The sequence below is a fragment of the Nocardioides sp. zg-DK7169 genome (assembly GCF_013155365.1).
Lineage (GTDB): Bacteria > Actinomycetota > Actinomycetes > Propionibacteriales > Nocardioidaceae > Nocardioides.
Genome location: NZ_JABJRA010000006.1, coordinates 181,443 through 198,298, shown reverse-complemented (window position 1 = coordinate 198,298; position 16,856 = coordinate 181,443). Strand labels below are relative to the sequence as shown.

Below are 16,856 nucleotides of genomic sequence, written 5' to 3'. Positions count from 1 at the left end.
CCCCACTACGCACCGGGCTGTTCGTGGGGTCAGCCCGTCGTGGCGGTGGGCTGACCGGGGCTCCGCTCGGCGCGGAGCGTGGCGATCTCGGCGGCGAAGTCGTCCGCCGACTCGAAGGCGCGATAGACGCTGGCGAAGCGGAGGTAGGCCACCTCGTCGAGCTCGCGCAGCGGACCGAGGATGGCCAGGCCCACCTCGTGGGCCGGGATCTCCGCCTGACCGGCGAGACGCAGGGCGTCCTCCACCGCCTGACCCAGGCACGCGAGCTGGTCCTCGCTCACCGGACGGCCCTTGCACGCCTTGCGCACGCCCGAGACCGCCTTGTCCCGCGTGAACGGCTCGCTCGCGCCGGAGCGCTTGAGGACCATGAGCTGCATGAGCTCGACGGTCGAGAAGCGCTTGGCGCAGGACCCACAGGTCCGCCGGCGCCGGATCGAGCCGCCGTCGTCCGCGACCCGGGAGTCGATGACCCGAGTGTCGGTGTTCCGGCAGTAGGGACAGTGCATCCGGGGCTCCTCTCAGGCGCGCCACAAACGCCCGGGGCGAAGGAGCCTCAGGGTGTGGATAACGGGGGGTCTTCTGTGTAGAACTCGCTCACATCTGTGAGTCTTGAGCCGCCGAGCTGTGCACTAGATGTGGATAACTACAGCGCTGTAAGTACTAGATGTAGGGGTAACCGTACGCGCGCGGCGGATCGTCTGCAAGCCCGCGCAGAGCAAATCCCTCCTCCGGTACGGACCGCCTCGTCTGTGCAGGTCAGCGGCCTGCGAGCCGCGACGCTCGGACCGAGAGGCGGCCCACACGCACGGCACCGAACGCGCGGGTCGCCGCCCGGACGTGGCGCCGATCGGCAACAATGACGCCGTGGCGAGCAAGGGCAAGCGGGCGGGTTCCAGGCGGGGGACGAAGAGGACGCCGACGGTGCAGCCACGCCTGCTCGGCCTGGCCGGCGGCGTCACCCTCGCAGTGGTCGCGTGGGGCTACCTGGTGTTCGCCGCGATCGACTTCGGCGCCAGCGCCCGCGGCGGCGACTCCCAGGGCTGGTGGTTCCTCGCACTGGCCTCGACCGGCGCGGTCGCCTGCCTGTTCGTCGGGCTGATGCTCATCGCGCGCCTGCTGCGCGAGCTCGGCATCACCTCCGCGCCGACCACCCCGGACTCCCCCGAGCCGACGATCGCCGCCTCCGCCCCCGTCACGCCGGGCGGGCGGCGCGCCGCCCGCTGACCCGACGACCCTGACGCGACCAGGGACGCGACAGGGGGCGGGACCTGATGGTCCCGCCCCCTGGCTTCCCCTGCTCACCGATCGGGGTCGAGGCGACCGGTGATGTCTGAGCGCCCGCTCAGCCGATCGGCACCGCGAGGCGCTGGCCGGCGACGAGCATCGTGGAGTCGAGGGCATTGATCTTCTCGATGTGGCGCATCGCGTCGCGCACGTCGCCGCTGTCGCCGACCTCGGAGGCGATGTCCCACAGCGTCTGCCCGGTGCCGACCGTGATGATCTCCGTCGGCTCGGCCTCGCCCTTCTCGGCGGTGGCCATCGAGCCGCCGGCCAGGGCGAAACCGATGCCGAGCAGGATCGCCACACTGAGCACGAAGACCGCGACACGGCCACGCCGGGTCAGGCGCAGCGACCCGCGCACCGCACCGGCGGTCGCGGACGGCTGGGACAGGGAGGTCGTGGGGTTCAGCGTGCTCATCGGGGCTCCTGGGGAAGTGGTGGTCAGCCTCGGTCGTGGCGTCAAGAAGATGTCTAACGGCCACCACCGACAGTCCCGTCGAGCCGGGACCGGATCAGCTGCTCGATCAGAGGTTCGATCGAACACATGCTCGACGTTAGAGCAGGTGTTCGAACTTCGCAAGCACCCTGGCGAACAAATGTTCGAGAGATGGGGCTCCAGTGGGGGGCGATCCCGCTGCGACACGCCCTCTTCGAACAGATGTTTGAACTCTGGGGGTGCCAGTCGCTAGCGTGGGCACACGCCGCCGGCCCCGGGCCTCCCCCGGGCCCACCGAGGGCGCGGACAGCCCGGACGAGCACACCGAGGGAAGGCACAGATGGCCAAGAAGAAGAGCGACGGGGTCGCCGAGCTCCCCGACGGTCCTGCCGACGCGACCGGGCTCACCCCGCGTCAGGTGCGGGTCCTGACCCACATCACCGAGTGCATCGAGAAGCGCGGCTACCCGCCGAGCATGCGCGAGATCGGCCAGGCCGTCGGCCTGACCAGCTCCTCGAGCGTCGCCCACCAGCTGAAGGTCCTCGAGCAGAAGGGCTTCATCAAGCGCGACCCGCACCGCCCGCGCGCCCTGGAGGTGTTCCTCCCCGAGGTGATGGCCGCGCGACGGGCCATGTCCTCCAGCGAGGAGTCCTCGATCGACGAGACCGGCATCGGCGACAGCCTGCCGGCCGCGTCGTACGTCCCCGTCGTCGGGCGCATCGCCGCCGGTGGGCCGATCCTCGCCGAGGAGCGCGTCGAGGACATCTTCCCGCTGCCGCGCCAGCTCGTCGGCGACGGCCAGCTCTTCCTCCTCGAGGTCGCCGGTGACTCGATGATCGACGCCGCGATCTGCAACGGCGACTACGTGGTGATCCGTCAGCAGTCCACCGCCGACAACGGCGACATGGTGGCCGCCCTCATCGACGGCGAGGCCACCGTGAAGACCTTCCAGCGCAAGGGAGGCCAGGTCTGGCTGCTCCCCCACAACGACGCCTACGACCCGATCGACGGCACCCACGCCTCGATCCTCGGCAAGGTCACCGCGGTCCTGCGCCGCGTCTGAGCCGTCCCGGCACGGGGTGCGCGACCCGCGCCCCGTGCCGCACCATCTGATGCGCGGCCGGGGCACGGCCCGGCTCAGGTCGTGGGCTTGCCCGCGAGCCGGGTGAGCGCCTGACGCACGATGCCCGGGTCGGTCGTCGTCCACATCGAGGGCAGGCTCGCCTTGAGGAACCCGCCGTAGCGCGCCGTGGCCAGCCGCGGGTCGAGCACCGCGACGACCCCGCGGTCCGAGGTGGTGCGGATCAGCCGACCCGCCCCCTGCGCCATCAGCAGCGCCGCGTGGGTGGCCGCGACCTGCATGAAGCCGTTGCCGCCGGCCTTGTCGGCCGCCTTCTGCCGCGCCGACATCAGCGGGTCGTCCGGGCGCGGGAACGGGATCCGGTCGATGAGCACGAGCTGGCAGGTCTCACCGGGGACGTCGAGGCCCTGCCACAGGGTCAAGGTGCCGAACAGGCAGGTGTGCGGGTCGGCGACGAACTGCTTGGCCAGCTCGGGCAGCTGCGCGTCGCCCTGCGCGAGCGTGGTGAGGTGCGGTAGCCGCTTGCGGACCTCCTCTGCGGCCGCCTCCGCGGCCCGGCGCGAGGAGAACAGCCCGAGCGCACGACCGTCGGCGGCGTCGATCAGCTCGACGATCTCGTCGAGCTGGGCCTGCACGAGGCCGTCGCGTCCCGGCGGGGGGAGGTGGCGCGCGACGTAGAGGATGCCCTGCTGGCCGTAGTCGAACGGCGAGCCGACGTCGAGGCCGCGCCACGGCTGGCCCTCCCCCGGAGCGGCCGCGGTCGGCGACCCGTCGATGACGCGCTCGGAGGGCTTGAGACCGACGCTGGTCGCCACCGAGCTGAAGTCGCCACCGAGCATGAGGGTGGCCGAGGTGAACACGACCGTCTTCTCGTTGAGCAGCTTGTCGCGCATCTGGCCCCACACCTGCAGCGGTGCGACGCACAGGCGCGGGGGCATCCGCTCGGAGCCCTCGGTCATCCACAGCACGTCGGAGTCCAGCTGCGCGGCCATCCGCTCCGCGGTGGTGAAGACCTCCTGGACCGTGCCGCGCGCCTGGGTGCGGCCGGCGTCGGCCTCGCCGTCGCGGTCCTTGTCCTTGGGGAAGGCAGAGATGACTGCGCGGGCGCTGTCGCGGACCAGGACGAGCGCGTCGCCGAGGTCGAGAGGCAGCTGCTCGAGGCGGCCGGGACGGGCCTCGCCCATCGCGGCGCGCAGGGCGTCCGCGGCATCGGAGAGGTCGTCGGCCTCGCTGCCGTCGACGTAGCGCTGCGCGCGCCGCGCGGCGCGCTCCACCTCCGCGGCCCACAGCTCGTCGGTGGCCGCCTGGGTGACCCGCTGGGTCAGCTCGTGCGCCTCGTCGATGACCACGACGTCGTAGTCGGGGATCATCGGGACGCCCTCGACGGCGTCGATCGCCAGCAGCGAGTGGTTGGTGATGATCAGGTGGGACTGCTGGGCCTTCTCCTTGGCCAGCTCGGCGAAGCACTCCTGGCCGAACGGGCACTTGGCTGCGCCGAGGCACTCGCGGTGGCTGACGCTGACCTGGCGCCATTCCTTGTCGGTGTGGCGCGGGGCGTTGTCGCGCTCGCCGCTGCCGCCCTCCTCGGCCTCCTTGTCGGCCCAGGCCCGCAGCTCGAGGATCTTCGCGCCCATCGAGCCCTCGGGCAGCTGCACCAGCGCGCCCTGGTCGTCCGGCACACCCTCACGGACGCGGTGGAGGCAGGCGTAGTTGGAACGGCCCTTGAGCACGGCGTACGACGTGTCGACGCCGGGCTGGCCCTTCAGCGCGGTGGTCAGGCGCGGGATGTCGCGCTCGACCAGCTGGTGCTGGAGCGCGAGGGTGGCCGTGGCGACCACGACCCGCTCGCGGTGCAGCAGGCTGGGCACAAGGTAGGCCAGCGACTTGCCGGTGCCGGTGCCGGCCTGGACCAGGAGGTGCTGCTCCTCCTCCATGGCGCGCCCGACGGCCTCGGCCATCTGCACCTGGCCCTCGCGCTCGGCGCCGCCGAGCGCACGCACGGCCGTCGCCAGGACGTCGCGGACGGAGGTCTGCTCGGCAGTGGTGGGCACCGGAGAACCCTAACCGCGACCACCGACGGCCCCCACGGCGTCCTCACAACCGCGTGAGCGCCGTCGCCACCCGGTCGCCGAAGGCCGTGTGGCCCTCGGGGGTCAGGTGCAGGTCGTCGGGCAGGAAGGGCAGCGTGAGCCCCTTCATCGAGACGTACGTCGTGCCGTGGCGGGCGCTGAGCCGGGTCAGCAGGGCGTCGACGCGCCGGGCCTGCTCGGCCCGCGACGGCGCCGCGGGCGGGCCGACCACCACGAGGTGCCTGTCCCCAACGGCCGCCACCACCCGCTCGAAGCCGCGCACGATCGCCGCGCGGGTCTGGTCGTGGTCGTTCAGGCCGCCCTCGACCACCACGACCTCGGCGGCGGGGTGGGCGCGCAGCGCGGCGGACGTGCGGGTGGCGAAGGAGACCTCGCCGCAGCCGCTCGCCCCGCGGCTGAAGCCGGAGCCGGAGAACCCGGCCACGCGGACCCGGCCGTCCAGGCGCGCGGGCCAGGCCCGCAGCGGGTCGTCGAGCAGCAGGCCGACGGCGTAGGAGTCCCCGACCACGAGCGCCGGGCGCCCGATCCCGGTCACGACGCCGGCGCGGTCGCTCGAGGCGGCCGCGAACCGCTCACAGCGACCGGCGGCCTCACCGGTCGCCTGCCCGGCGACCCACACCGACACCGCGGCCGCCGTCACCACCGCGGCCAGCACGGCAGCGGCACGCCGGCGCCAGCGCGAAGGACGCGCGACGGTCTCGGCGCCCGCAGGCGTCTCCGGACGGGCGACCTGGGCCCCACGACGTACCACGTCACCATTGTCGGCCGCAGGCGCTCGCGCGGCAGCCGTTCGCGCCGACGCGTCCGACCTGTGACCTGCTCGTCACCGGACCGGAGCGCCGCGGTGCGTGACCGCTGCGCCCCGGCCCGACGAGGCGGGGCCGTCAGGCGGGAGCCGGGACGGCGTACTCCTCGAGCTCTCCGGCGAGGTCGGCGTTGGCGCGACCACGGACCAGGGAGCCCTCGGCGGTGTGCTCGAGCGACTCGATCTCGCCCTGCTGGTGGATCCGGTTGACCAGGTCGCCGCGCTCGTAGGGCAGCAGCACCCGGAACTCGACGTCGGGCCGGGGCAGCTCGCTCTCGATGACGGCGAGCGCCTCGGCGATGCCCTGGCCGGTCTTGGCGGAGACCACCACGCAGTGCGGCTCGCGCTGCTGGAGCCGCGCGATCACCATCGGGTCGGCCTGGTCGGCCTTGTTGATGACGATCAGCTCCGGGACGTCCGCGGCCTCGATGTCGGCCAGCACCGCGCGGACCGCGGAGATCTGGCCCTCGGGGTCGGGGTGCGAGCCGTCGACGACGTGCAGGATCAGGTCGGCGTCGGCGACCTCCTCCAGCGTGGAGCGGAACGCCTCCACGAGCTGGTGGGGCAGGTGGCGCACGAAGCCGACGGTGTCGCTCATCGTGTAGACGCGACCGTCCTCGGTCGTGGTGCGCCGCGTGGTCGGGTCGAGGGTCGCGAACAGCGAGTCCTCGACCAGCACCCCGGCGTTGGTGAGCCGGTTGAGCAGCGAGGACTTGCCGGCGTTGGTGTAGCCCGCGATCGCGACGCTCGGGATCTGGTGGCGACGACGCTCGGACCGCTTGGTGTCGCGGGTCCCCTTCATCTCCTTGAGCTCGCGGCGCAGCTTGGCGATCTTGGTGTTGATCCGGCGCCGGTCGGTCTCGATCTTGGTCTCACCCGGACCACGACCACCGATGCCGGCACCGCCGGCGACCCGGCCACCGACCTGGCGCGACAGGTTGCCGCCCCAGCCGCGCAGGCGCTGCTTCATGTAGCTGAGCTGGGCCAGCTCGACCTGCGCCTGGCCCTCCTTGGACTTCGCGTGCTGGGCGAAGATGTCGAGGATCAGCGCGGTGCGGTCGACGACCTTCACCTTGAGCCGGTCCTCGAGGTTGCGCAGCTGGCTCGGCGCGAGCTCGCCGTCGCAGATCACGGTGTCGGCGCCGGTGGCGGCGACGATCTCCTTCAGCCCGTCGACCTTGCCGCGGCCGATGTACGTCGCGGGGTCGGGGGTCTGGCGACGCTGGTAGATCGCCTCCAGCACCTCCGAGCCGGCCGTCTCGGCGAGCAGGGCGAGCTCGGCCATGGAGTTCTCGGCGTCCTGGACCGAGCCCTCGGTCCAGACCCCGACCAGCACGACGCGCTCGAGGCGCAGCTGGCGGTACTCGACCTCGGTGATGTCCTCGAGGTCGGTGCGCAGCGTGGCGACACGGCGCAGGGCGTGCCGCTCGGCCAGCTCCATCGCGCCGACCGTGGGCTCCTCCTCGGGGTCGGGCTCGTCGGCCCATCCCGAGTGGTCCTCCACCTGCTGGTCGTCGAGGTCGTCGTCCGGCTCGTCGGGGCCGTCCGCGCGCTCGCCGGCGTGCGCGGCGCTCGGGTCGGAGTCGTCCCAGCCGGTGGTCTCCTCGAGCTCGTCGTCGAGGCTGAAGTGAGATGCAGAAGAGTTCGTCATACGCCTTCCAGAGTAGGTCCCCGGGTGAACGTCCGCGACCGGTTAACTATGCCCGCTCGCCGGCGTGCCCGCCGCACGCCGAACCGGTACCCCCGATCCGGGCCGCCGAGCACGGTCCCGGCGACGCGGTCACGCTGCACGGACGCAGCACCCGGGGCGCTACTGCCGGGGGCTCACTTCGGGGGCATCCGGATGCCGCCGTCGACGCGCACGACCTCGCCGTTCATGTAGGAGTTGGTCAGGCACTCGAGCACCATCGAGGCGAGCTCGTCGGGGGTGCCGAGGCGGCGCGGGAACAGCACCGACTCCCCGAGCTTGGCCTTGAACGCCTCCGACTCCGGTCCCTCGCCGTAGATCGGGGTGTCGATCAGGCCGGGGGCGACGGTGTTGAGCCGGATGCCGGCGGCCGCGAGGTCGCGGGCGACCGGGAGGGTCATGCCGACCACGCCGCCCTTCGAGGCGGAGTACGACGCCTGGCCGATCTGGCCGTCGAAGGCCGCCACGCTGGCGAGGTTGACGATCGCACCCCGGCAGCCGTCCGCGTCGGCCTCGTTGCGGCTCATCGCGGTCGCGGCCTGGCGCACCATGTCGAAGGTGCCGATCAGGTTGATGCCGACGACCTTGGTGAAGGCCTCCAGGGAGTGCGCGGACTCCAGCGTGCCGTCGCGGCCGATGGTGCGCTGGGCCCAGCCGATGCCGGCGGAGTTGACCACCGCGCGCAGCGGCGCGACCTCGCCGGCCAGCGCGACGGCCGCGGTGATCTCCTCGGTCCGGGTCACGTCGACGTGGGCGAACACGCCCCCGATCTCGTCGGCGAGGGCCTGGCCCCGCTCGTCCTGCAGGTCGGCGACCACGACGCGGGCCCCGCGGGCGGCCAGCTGGCGGGCCGCCGCGGCCCCGATCCCCGAGGCGCCGCCGGTGACGATCGCGCTTGCTCCGTTGATGTCCATGCGCCGGAGCATAGGGGCCGCGGTGCGACCCCCGTCACGTGGGCCGCGTCACAGGTGCCGCGCCGTGCCCGGCGTACGGTCTCGAGGCTCGACTCGACCGGTCCAAGGGCTCGACTCGACGGTCCGAGGGCTCGACTCGACCGGTCCAAGCGCTCGACTCGACGGTCCGAGGTCTCGATTCAACCGGCGGGCCAGGGGTCAGAGGGCGGTGGTGCCGCGGGCGACGACGAGGGCGGGACCGGTGAGCAGGACGCGGCCCTCGGTGGTCCAGGTGATCGAGAGCGAGCCGCCGGGGACGTCGACGCGGTAGGTCGCGTCGGCCGCGGGGGGCGAGCCGATCGTGCCGTGGTGCTCGTGGATCGCGGTGGCGACCATGACCGCGCAGGCGCCGGTGCCGCACGAGCGGGTCTCCCCCGAGCCGCGCTCGTGGACGCGCATCTCCACGTGGTGCGGGCCGCGCGGGAGGACGAACTCGACGTTGACGCCGTGCGGGTAGACCTCCGGGTCGTACGCCGGGGACTCCAGCAGCGACCCCACCGGGCCAGCCGCCTCGAGCGACTCCACCCGGGCCACGGCGTGCGGGTTGCCCATGTCGACGTTGAGCGCCGGCCAGGTGTGCGCGCCGACCGAGACCACGGTCCCGCCGAGCACGCGCGCGACGCCCATGTCGACGGTGATCGCGTCGCCGTCGACGGTCACGGTCTTGACCCCGTCGCGGGTGCCGACCGGGACCGGCTTGCCGGCGTCGACCAGGCCCTCCTCGACCAGGTGGCGGGCGAAGACCCGCACGCCGTTGCCGCACATCTCCGAGACCGAGCCGTCGGCGTTGCGGTAGTCCATGAACCAGGTCGCCTCGGCGGGGTCCACGTGCTCGCGGGCCGCGTCGTACGCCGCGGTCCGCACGACGCGCAGCACGCCGTCGCCGCCGATCCCGGCGCGCCGGTCGCACAGCGCGCGGACGCGGGCGGGGTCCAGCTCGCCGTGCACGGCGGCGTCGTGGTCGGGCAGGATCACGAAGTCGTTCTCGGTGCCGTGACCCTTGAGGAACTCGTAGTGCATCAGGCGTAGAGCCCCTTCGTGTAGTTCTCCGGGCGGTAGTGCTCGTCGAGCTCGGCCAGGCTCATCCCGGTCGGCTCGGTCTCGGCGGCCAGCGCCGCGCGGCGCGGGACCGCCCCCTCGGGGTCCCAGGTCGCGGGGTCCCACAGCCCCGAGCGCAGGAATGCCTTCGCGCAGTGGAAGAACAGCTCCTCGATCGCCACCACCACGGCGAGCACCGGGCGGTGGCCGCGCACGACGAGGTCGTCGAAGAACGGCGCGTCGCGGACCAGCCGGGCGCGCCCGTTGATCCGCAACGTGTCGCCGCGACCGGGGATCAGGAAGGTGAGCCCGACGTGCGGGTTCTCCACGATGTTGCGGTAGCCGTCGGCGCGCCGGTTGCCCGGGCGCTCGGCCAGGGCGATGGTCCGCTCGTCGATGACGTGGACCAGCGACCCGGCCGGGTCTCCCTTGGGCGAGGCGTCGCACTCCCCGGCTGCGGAGGCCGTCGCCATCACGCAGAACGGCGAGGCGGCGAGCCAGGCCCGGTCGACGTCGAGCAGCGCGTGCCGGGCCTTGTCACGGGACCGCGGCGCGGGCTCCCCGAGCAGCTCGACGAGCTCCTCGGCGGTGGCCACCGTCGGCCACTGCGCGGGGTCGTCGGTCTGCTCGGTCACCCGCCAAACCTACGCCGTGGGCCGCTCAGCGCGCGGGACGGACCACTCCCGCGCTGCCGCCGCCGCGTCGCTCCGGCTCGGCCACCGCGGTCAGGCGACCCCGCGGGCCGAAGCCGATCGCGGTCGCCGCGCCGATCTGCGCGGCGCTGGTGAAGGCGTCACCCGAGGGCGTCAGGGTGTGGCCGAGCGCCTCCAGGTCGGTGCCGAACCGGTCGATGAACGCCGGCTCGGCGGTGACCGCCGCGGTGTTGCGCTGGGAGGCACGCGGGGCGGCGATCGCCTCGGGCAGGCTGAGCCCGCGGTCCACGACGCCGACGATCATCTGGAGCACGGTGGTGATGATCGTGGAGCCGCCGGGCGAGCCGAGCGCGAGGACCGGCTTGCCGTCGCGGGTGATGATCGTCGGCGACATCGAGCTGCGCGGGCGCTTGCCGGGCTGGATGCGGTTGGGGTCCTGCGGGTCGTAGACGGTGCTGAAGTCGGTCAGCTCGTTGTTGAGCAGGAAGCCGCGACCGGGCACGACGATGCCGGAGCCGCCGGTCTGCTCGATGGTGAGGGTGTACTCCACGACGTTGCCCCAGCGGTCGGCCACGGTGAGGTTGGTGGTGGAGATGTTCTCGGTGTCCTCCGCGACCTCCCCGGCCGGCGCCGGGGCGTCGCAGCGCCCGTCGTACGACGTGACGTCGCCGGCGGCCACCGGCTTGGTGGCGGCCTGCGCCGGGTCGAGCTCGCAGGCGCGCTCGGCGGCGAAGCGGTCGCTCAGCAGGTCGGAGACCGGGACGTCGACGAAGGCGGGGTCACCGACGTACTTGCCCCGGTCGGCGAAGGCCAGGGCGCTGGCCTCCAGGTAGTGGTGCATCGCGGCGGTGTCGTCGAGGTCCTCGAGGTCGAAGCGCTCGAGGATGTTGAGCGCCTCGCCGATGGTGGTGCCGCCGCTGGAGGACGGCGCCATGCCGTGCACGACCACGTCGCGGTAGCGGCTGCGGGTCGCGGCCTGCTTGGCGGTGCGGTAGTCACGCAGGTCGGAGAGCCGCATCCGCCCGGGCGGCACCGGGAGGTCGGTGGTGCGGGTCTTCGGGGGCGTCCGCACGGTGCGGACCACGTCGCGGGCGAGCGGGCCGCGGTAGAACGCCTGGGCCCCGCGGCGGGCGAGCAGGTCGTAGGTCCGGGCGAGGTCGCGGTTGCGCAGCACGCTGCCGACGCGGGGCGCCTTGCCGCCCCGCAGGAACAGCTTGCGGGTGGAGGTGAAGGCGCCGAACCGCTCGGCGTTGTCCTCGGTCTGGTCGTGGAAGGTCTGATCGACCACGAAGCCGCGGTCCGCGATCCGGGTCGCGGGCCGCAGCGCGTCGGCGAGGTCGAGGGTGCCCCAGCGCGCGAGCGCGTCCTGCCAGGTGGCCGGGGTCCCGGGCACGCCGACCGAGACGCCGCTGGTGACCAGGTCGGGGGTGAACGGGTAGGGCTCGCCGGTGGCGGGGTCGACGAAGGAGTCGTTGCGCATCCTCGCCGGCGCCGTCTCACGGCCGTCGATGGTGCGCACCCGCCCGGTCTTGGCGTCGTAGTGCACGAAGTAGCCGCCACCGCCGATGCCGGCGCTGTAGGGCTCGGTGACGCCCAGGGTCGCGGCCGCGGCGACCGCGGCGTCCACGGCGTTGCCGCCGCGGCGCAGCACCCGCAGGCCCACCCGGGTGGCATAGGGGTCGACGGTGGAGACGGCGCCGCCCGCGCCCACCGCGGTGGCGACCTTGCGCGGCTCCGGGACCGCACCGTTGCCGGGCTTCGCGCTGCTCCCGCCCGCTCCCGGTGGCGCCGCGGCGGCGCCGGGGGCGGTGACGGGCACCGCCACGGCGGCGAGGCTGAGGGCGAGCAGGGCGGTGGCGGTACGGCGCATGGCGGTCCTCCCGAGTCGACGGTCCCCGCACGAGTACCCCCTTTGCGAGATCCTGCTCACCCGATCTCCCGGGGCGTCCTCAGCGCGGGCCGACGACCTCGTAGCGCGCGCAGAGGAAGGCGCGGTTGCGGTCGTGCTCGACCAGGCGCAGGTCCAGGGCGCGCGGGAGCAGCAGGCGCCCGAAGCCCAGCGTCACCGGGGCGATCGAGACCACGACCTCGTCGAGCAGCCCCCGGTCGGCGAACTGCCCCGCGAGGTCGCCCCCGCCGACGATCCACAGGTCCCGGTCCCCGGCGGCCTCGAGCATCGCCGCGTGCACCTGTTCCACCGGCGCGCTGGTGAGCCGGGTCCGCTCCCCCACCACCGGGAGGTCGCGGTGGGTGAAGACCCACGAGGGCACGTCGTACGCCCACTGCTCGCCGGTGGACGCGAGGTGCTCGCGGACCCACTCGTAGGTCGTGGCGCCCATCGCCAGTGCGCCGATCCCGGCGTAGAAGTCCTCGTAGTTCATCGCGCCGCGCTCGTCGATGTCCTGGCTCAGCAGCCAGTCCAGGGAGTCGTGCTCGTCGGCGAGGAAGCCGTCGAGGGTGGTGGCGGTGTAGTAGACGGTGCGGCTCATGCGAGACCTCCGGTGCTGCGGCGCAGCCAGGTGATCGGGTCGCCCTCGGGCCAGCCCGGGGCCGCGGACCCGAGCAGCCAGCGCGCGAGCACGCGCCGGTGGGCGGAGTAGGTGAGGACGTGGGCGACCACGCTGCCCAGCACGAAGCTCTCCGGCGGCTCGCAGAGCGCGTCGACGAGCCGGTCGCCCCAGGCGCCGCGCCGCTCGATGTCGCGCAGCGCCGCCAGCCAGCGCGGCGCGACCGCGTCGTGGCGGGCGAGCAGGCCAGCCGGGTCGTCCGGCCCGGCCGGGGGCTCGTCGGCGCCGGTGATCGAGGCCAGCCAGACCTCCTTGGTGCGGACCAGGTGCTGCAGCACCGCGCCCAGCGAGGCCTCCTCGCCGTCGAACGGCAGCGGTGCGTGCCCCGGCAGCCGTGCAGCGCGCCACTCGGTGTCGGGCACCCCCTTGGCCGCCTCGAGCAGGTCGCGGGTGTCGTCGAGGTCGTGGTGCACCAGCAGCAGCGTCACCTCCCCGCCCGGCTGCGCGCCCGGCTCCTCCACCCACAGCGAGGTGGGCGGGTGGAAGTGGATGCCGTTCGGGGCAGGCAGCCAGTGGGTGCCGGACTCCGCGGTGACCGCGCTCGGCGGCTGGCCGAACGCGCGGGAGTAGGCCCGGCTGAACCCCTCCACCGACTCATAGCCCGCCGCCCACGCCGCGTCGGTCACCGAGGTGCCCTGCCGCAGCTGCCAGGCCGCGCGCTCCAGCATCACCCGCCGGCGCATCGTCACCGGCGGCTCGCCGGCGCCGCGGGAGAGCTGGCGGGTGAAGTGGTACGGCGAGGCGTAGGCGTCCTGCGCCATCTGCGCGAGCGTCGTGTTGTCCTCGTCGAGGACCGCGTCCAGCAGCTCGCGCAGCCGGTCGCGGCCGGGAGTGGTGTCGGCCATGCGACAAGTGTGCGGCGCGGTGGGCCCCGGCCGCCCGACCGAGGTTGCTCAGTCCCCCGCCGCGGCCGCGAGCACCCGTAGGCCCGTCCCGGTGACGCCGCGGGCCCGGGCGGAGAGCACGACCACCGCCGTACCGGTCGCGGGCACCAGCGCCGCGAAGGAGCGGAACCCGCCGGTGCCGCCGTCGTGGAAGAGCACCGGCTCGCGCACCCCGAGGCGCCCGGAGGCCCGGCCCGTGGGGGTCGTCCGCAACCAGCCGAGCCCGACCTCGAGCTCGCCGACCCGGTGTCGCGGGCGGCGGGCCTCCGCGGCCGCCGCCGCGAGTGGTCCGGTCGCGCCCTCGGCGAACACCGCGAGGTAGGCGAGCAGGTCCGCCGCGGTCGAGCGCAGCCCACCCGCCCCGACCAGCCCGGCGAGGTCCCACGGGTGCGCCTCGCGCCCCCACCAGCCGTGCCCGGTCGCGACCCGCCAGGCGGCTCCGGTCGGCGGGTCGATCCAGGTGTCGGCCAGCCCGAGGGGGCCCGTCACCCGCTGCGCCACCAGTGCGGCGTACGTCGTGGAGAGCCGGCGCGCCAGCGCCCAGCCCAGCAGCCCGGCGCCGAGGTTGGAGTAGCCGAACCGCTCCCCGGGCGGGCGTGTGGGAGAAGTACGGCGTATCGCGTCGACCAGCGCGTCCTCGTCGAGGTGGGCGTAGGGGTCGCGTCGGTCGACGCTGCGCGCCGTGCCGCTCAGCGACGGGCCGGTCATGCCGGCCGGGAGCCGGGGCAGCCCGGAGTGGTGGGTGGCCAGGTCGGCCAGCGTGATCGGTCGCCCGAGGACCGGCGGCGCGACCGGGAGGTACGCCGCGACCGGGTCGTCCAGCCCGACGATCCCCTCCCGGGCGAGGTCGGCCAGCAGCAGCGCGGTGAACGTCTTGGTCACCGAGCCGATCTCGAACACCGACGCGGCGCCGTCGGGCAGCGGGCCGCGGTGCCAGACCCGGCTGCGCCCGGCGGCCGTGACACCGACGACCGCGCCGTCGCGCAGTCCGCGCGTGGAGGCGAGCAGCTCGTCCACCCGGCCCAGCTCCTGCGGATCCGGGTCGGTCTCCCGCTCACGCGCCGGCCCGGACACCGGCCACCGCCTCCAGCGCCCGCTCGACCCGGTCGGGGTCGTCGTACCGCACCCACCGGATGCGGGGGTCCTTGCGGAACCAGCCGTCCTGGCGCCGCGCGAAGCGGCGGGTGGCGATCACGGTGCGCTCGCGGGCCTCGTCCTCGGACAGCTCGCCGGCGAGGTGGGCCGCGACCTCGCGGTAGCCGATCGCCCGGGCGGCGGTGCGTCCCTCGGCCAGGCCCTCGGCCAGCAGCCGCTCCACCTCGGCGACGAACCCGTCGGCGAACATCTGCGCGACCCGCTGCTCGATCCGGGCGTCCAGGGTGGGCCGGTCGATGTCGACGCCGACCTGCACGGTGTGCGGGTCGACGTACTCCAGCACCGGCAGGGACGCCGAGAACGGGCGTCCGGTGATCTCGACGACCTCCAGCGCCCGGACGACCCGGCGGCCGTTCTCGACCAGGATCGAGGCGGCGGCCTCGGGGTCGACCTGGCGCAGCCGGGCGTGCAGCGCGGCCGGGCCGACCGTGTCGAGCTCGGCCTCCAGCCGGGCCCGCACCTCCGGGTCGGTGCCGGGGAACTCGAAGCGGTCCAGGACCGCGCGGGTGTAGAGCGCCGAGCCGCCGACCAGCACCGGCACCTTCGCCGCGGAGCGCAGCCGGGCGATCACCCCGCGCGCCAGGCCCTGGAACTCCGCCACGCTGGCGGCCTCGCGCACGCTCAGGGTGTCCAGCAGGTGGTGCGGGATCCCGCGCCGCTCCGCCGCCGGCAGCTTCGCGGTCCCGATGTCCATGCCTCGGTAGAGCTGCATGGCGTCGGTGTTGACGATCTCGCCGCCCAGCCGCTCGGCGAGGTCCAGGGAGAGCGCGGTCTTGCCGGACGCGGTCGCGCCGACGACGGCGACGACCGGCACGCGCGACGCGGGGGGCTGCTCGGACACGGGAGAAGTGTCGCAAGGCCGCTACGGTGACCGATCGCCCCCTCGCCGCCCGCACCGCCCCAGGAGCACCCCATGGGATCCCCCGACCCCCACGCCGCCCCCCGCACCGATGCGCAGCCCGACCCGCACCAGGGCCGCTTCGTGGTGGTCCCCGCGTCCTACGTGTACCTGCTGCGCGAGGGCCCGCAGGGCACCGAGGTGCTGCTCCAACTGCGGAGCAACACCCCCTACATGGACGGGTTCTGGGCGGCCGCGGCCGCCGGCCACGTCGAGCGCGGCGAGACGGCGTACGACGCGGCGCGGCGCGAGGCGCTGGAGGAGACCGGCGTCGACGGCCTGGAGCTGGCGTTCCTGACCACGATGCAGCGCACCCTGCACGCCGACCCGATCGACGAGCGGGTGGACTTCTTCTTCACCGCGCGCACGTGGCGCGGCGAGCCCCGGGTGGTGGAGCCGGAGAAGTGCGCGGACCTGCGCTGGTTCCCGCTCGTCGCGCTGCCCGAGCCGGTCGTGCCGCACGAGCGGGTCGTGCTCGAGCTGCTCGCCGCGGGTGAGGTGCCGGCCTACACCAGTGTCGGATTCCACGACGACGTTCGCTGACTGCGACGAGACCTCGGGACCCGCGTGCGGTCCCCCTAGGATCCAGGCAAGTTCGCCGACCCCCTCAGGAGTGCAGATGACGACCAGGATCGTGACCGGCGTGGACGCCAGCGAGACCGCGGCCGAGGCCGCCCGGACGGCGGCCCGCCTGGCCATGTCGCTGGGCGCCGAGCTGCACGTGCTCTCGGCGTACGGCAAGTTCGAGGTGGAGCGCTTCAAGGCCGGAAGCGACGAGTTCGTGTACAGCTCCGAGGGCGACGCCCTCTCGGTGGCCAACGAGGTCACCGACGCGCTGCGCACCGAGTTCCCCGACCTCAAGGTGCACACCGCCGCCGCCGTCGGGCAGCCCGCCGAGGCGATCGTGCGCGCCGCGGACGAGCTCGACGCCGACCTGATCGTGGTCGGCAACAAGCGCGTGCAGGGGCTCGCCCGGGTGCTGGGCAGCATCGCCAGCGAGATCGCGCACAAGGCGCACTGCGACGTCTACATCGCGCACACGCACCGCCGCTGACCCACGGCTCCCGCCCGACCGGCGCCCGCCCGCGCGATCCCTCGCGTGAGCGGGCGCCGGTTGCGGGTACGGGCGCCGGTTGCGGGTACGGGCACCTCATGACCGAGTCCCGACCCGAGCAGCCCACCGGCGCCGACCCCGAGCCCGACGAGATCAGCGACGACCGCGACGTCCCCACGCCGCACGGCGACCGACCGCAGCAGGACGCCGTCGACGCCGCGGTGCAGCAGGAGAACGCCGCCACCTCCCTCGACCAGCCGTCGCAGTAGCGGGC

18 protein-coding genes are annotated in these 16,856 nt (G+C 73.9%); 5 read left to right on the top strand and 13 right to left on the bottom strand.

Going from position 1 to position 16,856, the window contains the following annotated elements:
* Positions 1-29 precede the first annotated feature (29 nt).
* On the bottom strand, positions 30-506 hold the full coding sequence (gene nrdR, locus HOQ23_RS11710) for a transcriptional regulator NrdR (protein WP_172214768.1): 477 nt from the start codon (positions 504-506) through the stop codon (positions 30-32).
* A gap of 415 nt (positions 507-921) precedes the next feature.
* On the opposite strand from nrdR, the gene HOQ23_RS11705 reads away from it, so the two are divergent.
* Positions 922-1,224, top strand: a complete 303-nt coding sequence (locus HOQ23_RS11705) for a hypothetical protein (RefSeq protein ID WP_172214767.1) — start codon at positions 922-924, stop codon at positions 1,222-1,224.
* Between the two features lie 118 nt (positions 1,225-1,342).
* On the opposite strand, the gene HOQ23_RS11700 is transcribed toward HOQ23_RS11705, so the two are convergent.
* A complete protein-coding gene (locus HOQ23_RS11700) occupies positions 1,343-1,699 on the bottom strand; it encodes a LysM peptidoglycan-binding domain-containing protein (RefSeq protein WP_172214766.1) in 357 nt (118 codons plus the stop codon).
* 358 nt (positions 1,700-2,057) lie between these two features.
* Here HOQ23_RS11700 and lexA point away from each other — a divergent pair, with 358 nt between their 5' ends.
* A complete protein-coding gene (gene lexA, locus HOQ23_RS11695) occupies positions 2,058-2,780 on the top strand; it encodes a transcriptional repressor LexA (protein WP_172214765.1) in 723 nt (240 codons plus the stop codon).
* 74 nt (positions 2,781-2,854) lie between these two features.
* Here the strand turns inward: lexA and HOQ23_RS11690 are convergent, their stop codons facing one another.
* The 11 genes from HOQ23_RS11690 to miaA all read right to left on the bottom strand — a co-directional run bounded on the left by HOQ23_RS11690 (position 2,855) and on the right by miaA (position 15,471).
* Positions 2,855-4,849 (bottom strand): ATP-dependent DNA helicase, encoded by a 1,995-nt coding sequence (locus HOQ23_RS11690; protein ID WP_172214764.1) that lies wholly within the window; start codon positions 4,847-4,849, stop codon positions 2,855-2,857.
* A 43-nt stretch (positions 4,850-4,892) separates the two neighbouring features.
* Positions 4,893-5,639, bottom strand: coding sequence for an SGNH/GDSL hydrolase family protein (locus HOQ23_RS20905; RefSeq protein WP_172214763.1), 747 nt, complete (start codon positions 5,637-5,639; stop codon positions 4,893-4,895).
* Positions 5,640-5,772: 133 nt separating this feature from the next.
* Positions 5,773-7,344 (bottom strand): GTPase HflX, encoded by a 1,572-nt coding sequence (gene hflX / locus HOQ23_RS11680; protein ID WP_216654121.1) that lies wholly within the window; start codon positions 7,342-7,344, stop codon positions 5,773-5,775.
* A 173-nt stretch (positions 7,345-7,517) separates the two neighbouring features.
* Positions 7,518-8,294, bottom strand: coding sequence for an SDR family oxidoreductase (locus HOQ23_RS11675; protein ID WP_172214762.1), 777 nt, complete (start codon positions 8,292-8,294; stop codon positions 7,518-7,520).
* Positions 8,295-8,492: 198 nt separating this feature from the next.
* On the bottom strand, positions 8,493-9,353 hold the full coding sequence (gene dapF / locus HOQ23_RS11670) for a diaminopimelate epimerase (protein WP_172214761.1): 861 nt from the start codon (positions 9,351-9,353) through the stop codon (positions 8,493-8,495).
* Entirely contained in the window at positions 9,353-10,006 is a 654-nt protein-coding gene (locus HOQ23_RS11665; protein ID WP_367650467.1) for a pyridoxamine 5'-phosphate oxidase family protein, read from the bottom strand. Before HOQ23_RS11665 ends, dapF begins: the two co-directional genes overlap by 1 nt.
* A 25-nt stretch (positions 10,007-10,031) precedes the next feature.
* Positions 10,032-11,894, bottom strand: coding sequence for a gamma-glutamyltransferase (ggt, locus tag HOQ23_RS11660; RefSeq protein WP_172214760.1), 1,863 nt, complete (start codon positions 11,892-11,894; stop codon positions 10,032-10,034).
* A 79-nt stretch (positions 11,895-11,973) separates the two neighbouring features.
* Complete coding sequence (locus HOQ23_RS11655; RefSeq protein ID WP_172214759.1) at positions 11,974-12,513, bottom strand: dihydrofolate reductase family protein; 540 nt, start codon at positions 12,511-12,513, stop codon at positions 11,974-11,976.
* Complete coding sequence (locus tag HOQ23_RS11650) at positions 12,510-13,436, bottom strand: helix-turn-helix domain-containing protein (RefSeq protein WP_172214758.1); 927 nt, start codon at positions 13,434-13,436, stop codon at positions 12,510-12,512. The genes HOQ23_RS11655 and HOQ23_RS11650 overlap by 4 nt, the downstream gene beginning before the upstream one ends.
* Positions 13,437-13,484: 48 nt before the next feature.
* On the bottom strand, positions 13,485-14,549 hold the full coding sequence (locus HOQ23_RS11645; RefSeq protein WP_172214757.1) for a serine hydrolase domain-containing protein: 1,065 nt from the start codon (positions 14,547-14,549) through the stop codon (positions 13,485-13,487).
* On the bottom strand, positions 14,530-15,471 hold the full coding sequence (gene miaA, locus HOQ23_RS11640) for a tRNA (adenosine(37)-N6)-dimethylallyltransferase MiaA (protein ID WP_172214756.1): 942 nt from the start codon (positions 15,469-15,471) through the stop codon (positions 14,530-14,532). The genes HOQ23_RS11645 and miaA overlap by 20 nt, the downstream gene beginning before the upstream one ends.
* A 72-nt stretch (positions 15,472-15,543) precedes the next feature.
* Here miaA and HOQ23_RS11635 point away from each other — a divergent pair, with 72 nt between their 5' ends.
* From HOQ23_RS11635 to HOQ23_RS11625, 3 genes are all read left to right on the top strand, one after another.
* On the top strand, positions 15,544-16,071 hold the full coding sequence (locus HOQ23_RS11635) for an NUDIX domain-containing protein (protein WP_172214755.1): 528 nt from the start codon (positions 15,544-15,546) through the stop codon (positions 16,069-16,071).
* 76 nt (positions 16,072-16,147) lie between these two features.
* Positions 16,148-16,582: a universal stress protein gene (locus HOQ23_RS11630; protein ID WP_172214754.1), complete on the top strand. Its 435-nt coding sequence runs from the start codon at positions 16,148-16,150 to the stop codon at positions 16,580-16,582.
* 98 nt (positions 16,583-16,680) lie between these two features.
* Positions 16,681-16,851, top strand: coding sequence for a hypothetical protein (locus HOQ23_RS11625; RefSeq protein WP_172214753.1), 171 nt, complete (start codon positions 16,681-16,683; stop codon positions 16,849-16,851).
* The last annotated feature ends 5 nt before the right edge of the window (positions 16,852-16,856 follow it).

Coding starts and splice junctions, on each gene's coding strand:
- nrdR (WP_172214768.1), bottom strand. CDS start 506: ATGCACTGTCCCTACTGCCGGAACACCGACACTCGGGTCATCGACTCC.
- HOQ23_RS11700 (WP_172214766.1), bottom strand. CDS start 1,699: ATGAGCACGCTGAACCCCACGACCTCCCTGTCCCAGCCGTCCGCGACC.
- lexA (WP_172214765.1), top strand. CDS start 2,058: ATGGCCAAGAAGAAGAGCGACGGGGTCGCCGAGCTCCCCGACGGTCCT.
- hflX (WP_216654121.1), bottom strand. CDS start 7,344: ATGACGAACTCTTCTGCATCTCACTTCAGCCTCGACGACGAGCTCGAG.
- HOQ23_RS11675 (WP_172214762.1), bottom strand. CDS start 8,294: ATGGACATCAACGGAGCAAGCGCGATCGTCACCGGCGGCGCCTCGGGG.
- dapF (WP_172214761.1), bottom strand. CDS start 9,353: ATGCACTACGAGTTCCTCAAGGGTCACGGCACCGAGAACGACTTCGTG.
- ggt (WP_172214760.1), bottom strand. CDS start 11,894: ATGCGCCGTACCGCCACCGCCCTGCTCGCCCTCAGCCTCGCCGCCGTG.
- HOQ23_RS11655 (WP_172214759.1), bottom strand. CDS start 12,513: ATGAGCCGCACCGTCTACTACACCGCCACCACCCTCGACGGCTTCCTC.
- HOQ23_RS11650 (WP_172214758.1), bottom strand. CDS start 13,436: ATGGCCGACACCACTCCCGGCCGCGACCGGCTGCGCGAGCTGCTGGAC.
- HOQ23_RS11635 (WP_172214755.1), top strand. CDS start 15,544: ATGGGATCCCCCGACCCCCACGCCGCCCCCCGCACCGATGCGCAGCCC.
- HOQ23_RS11630 (WP_172214754.1), top strand. CDS start 16,148: ATGACGACCAGGATCGTGACCGGCGTGGACGCCAGCGAGACCGCGGCC.
- HOQ23_RS11625 (WP_172214753.1), top strand. CDS start 16,681: ATGACCGAGTCCCGACCCGAGCAGCCCACCGGCGCCGACCCCGAGCCC.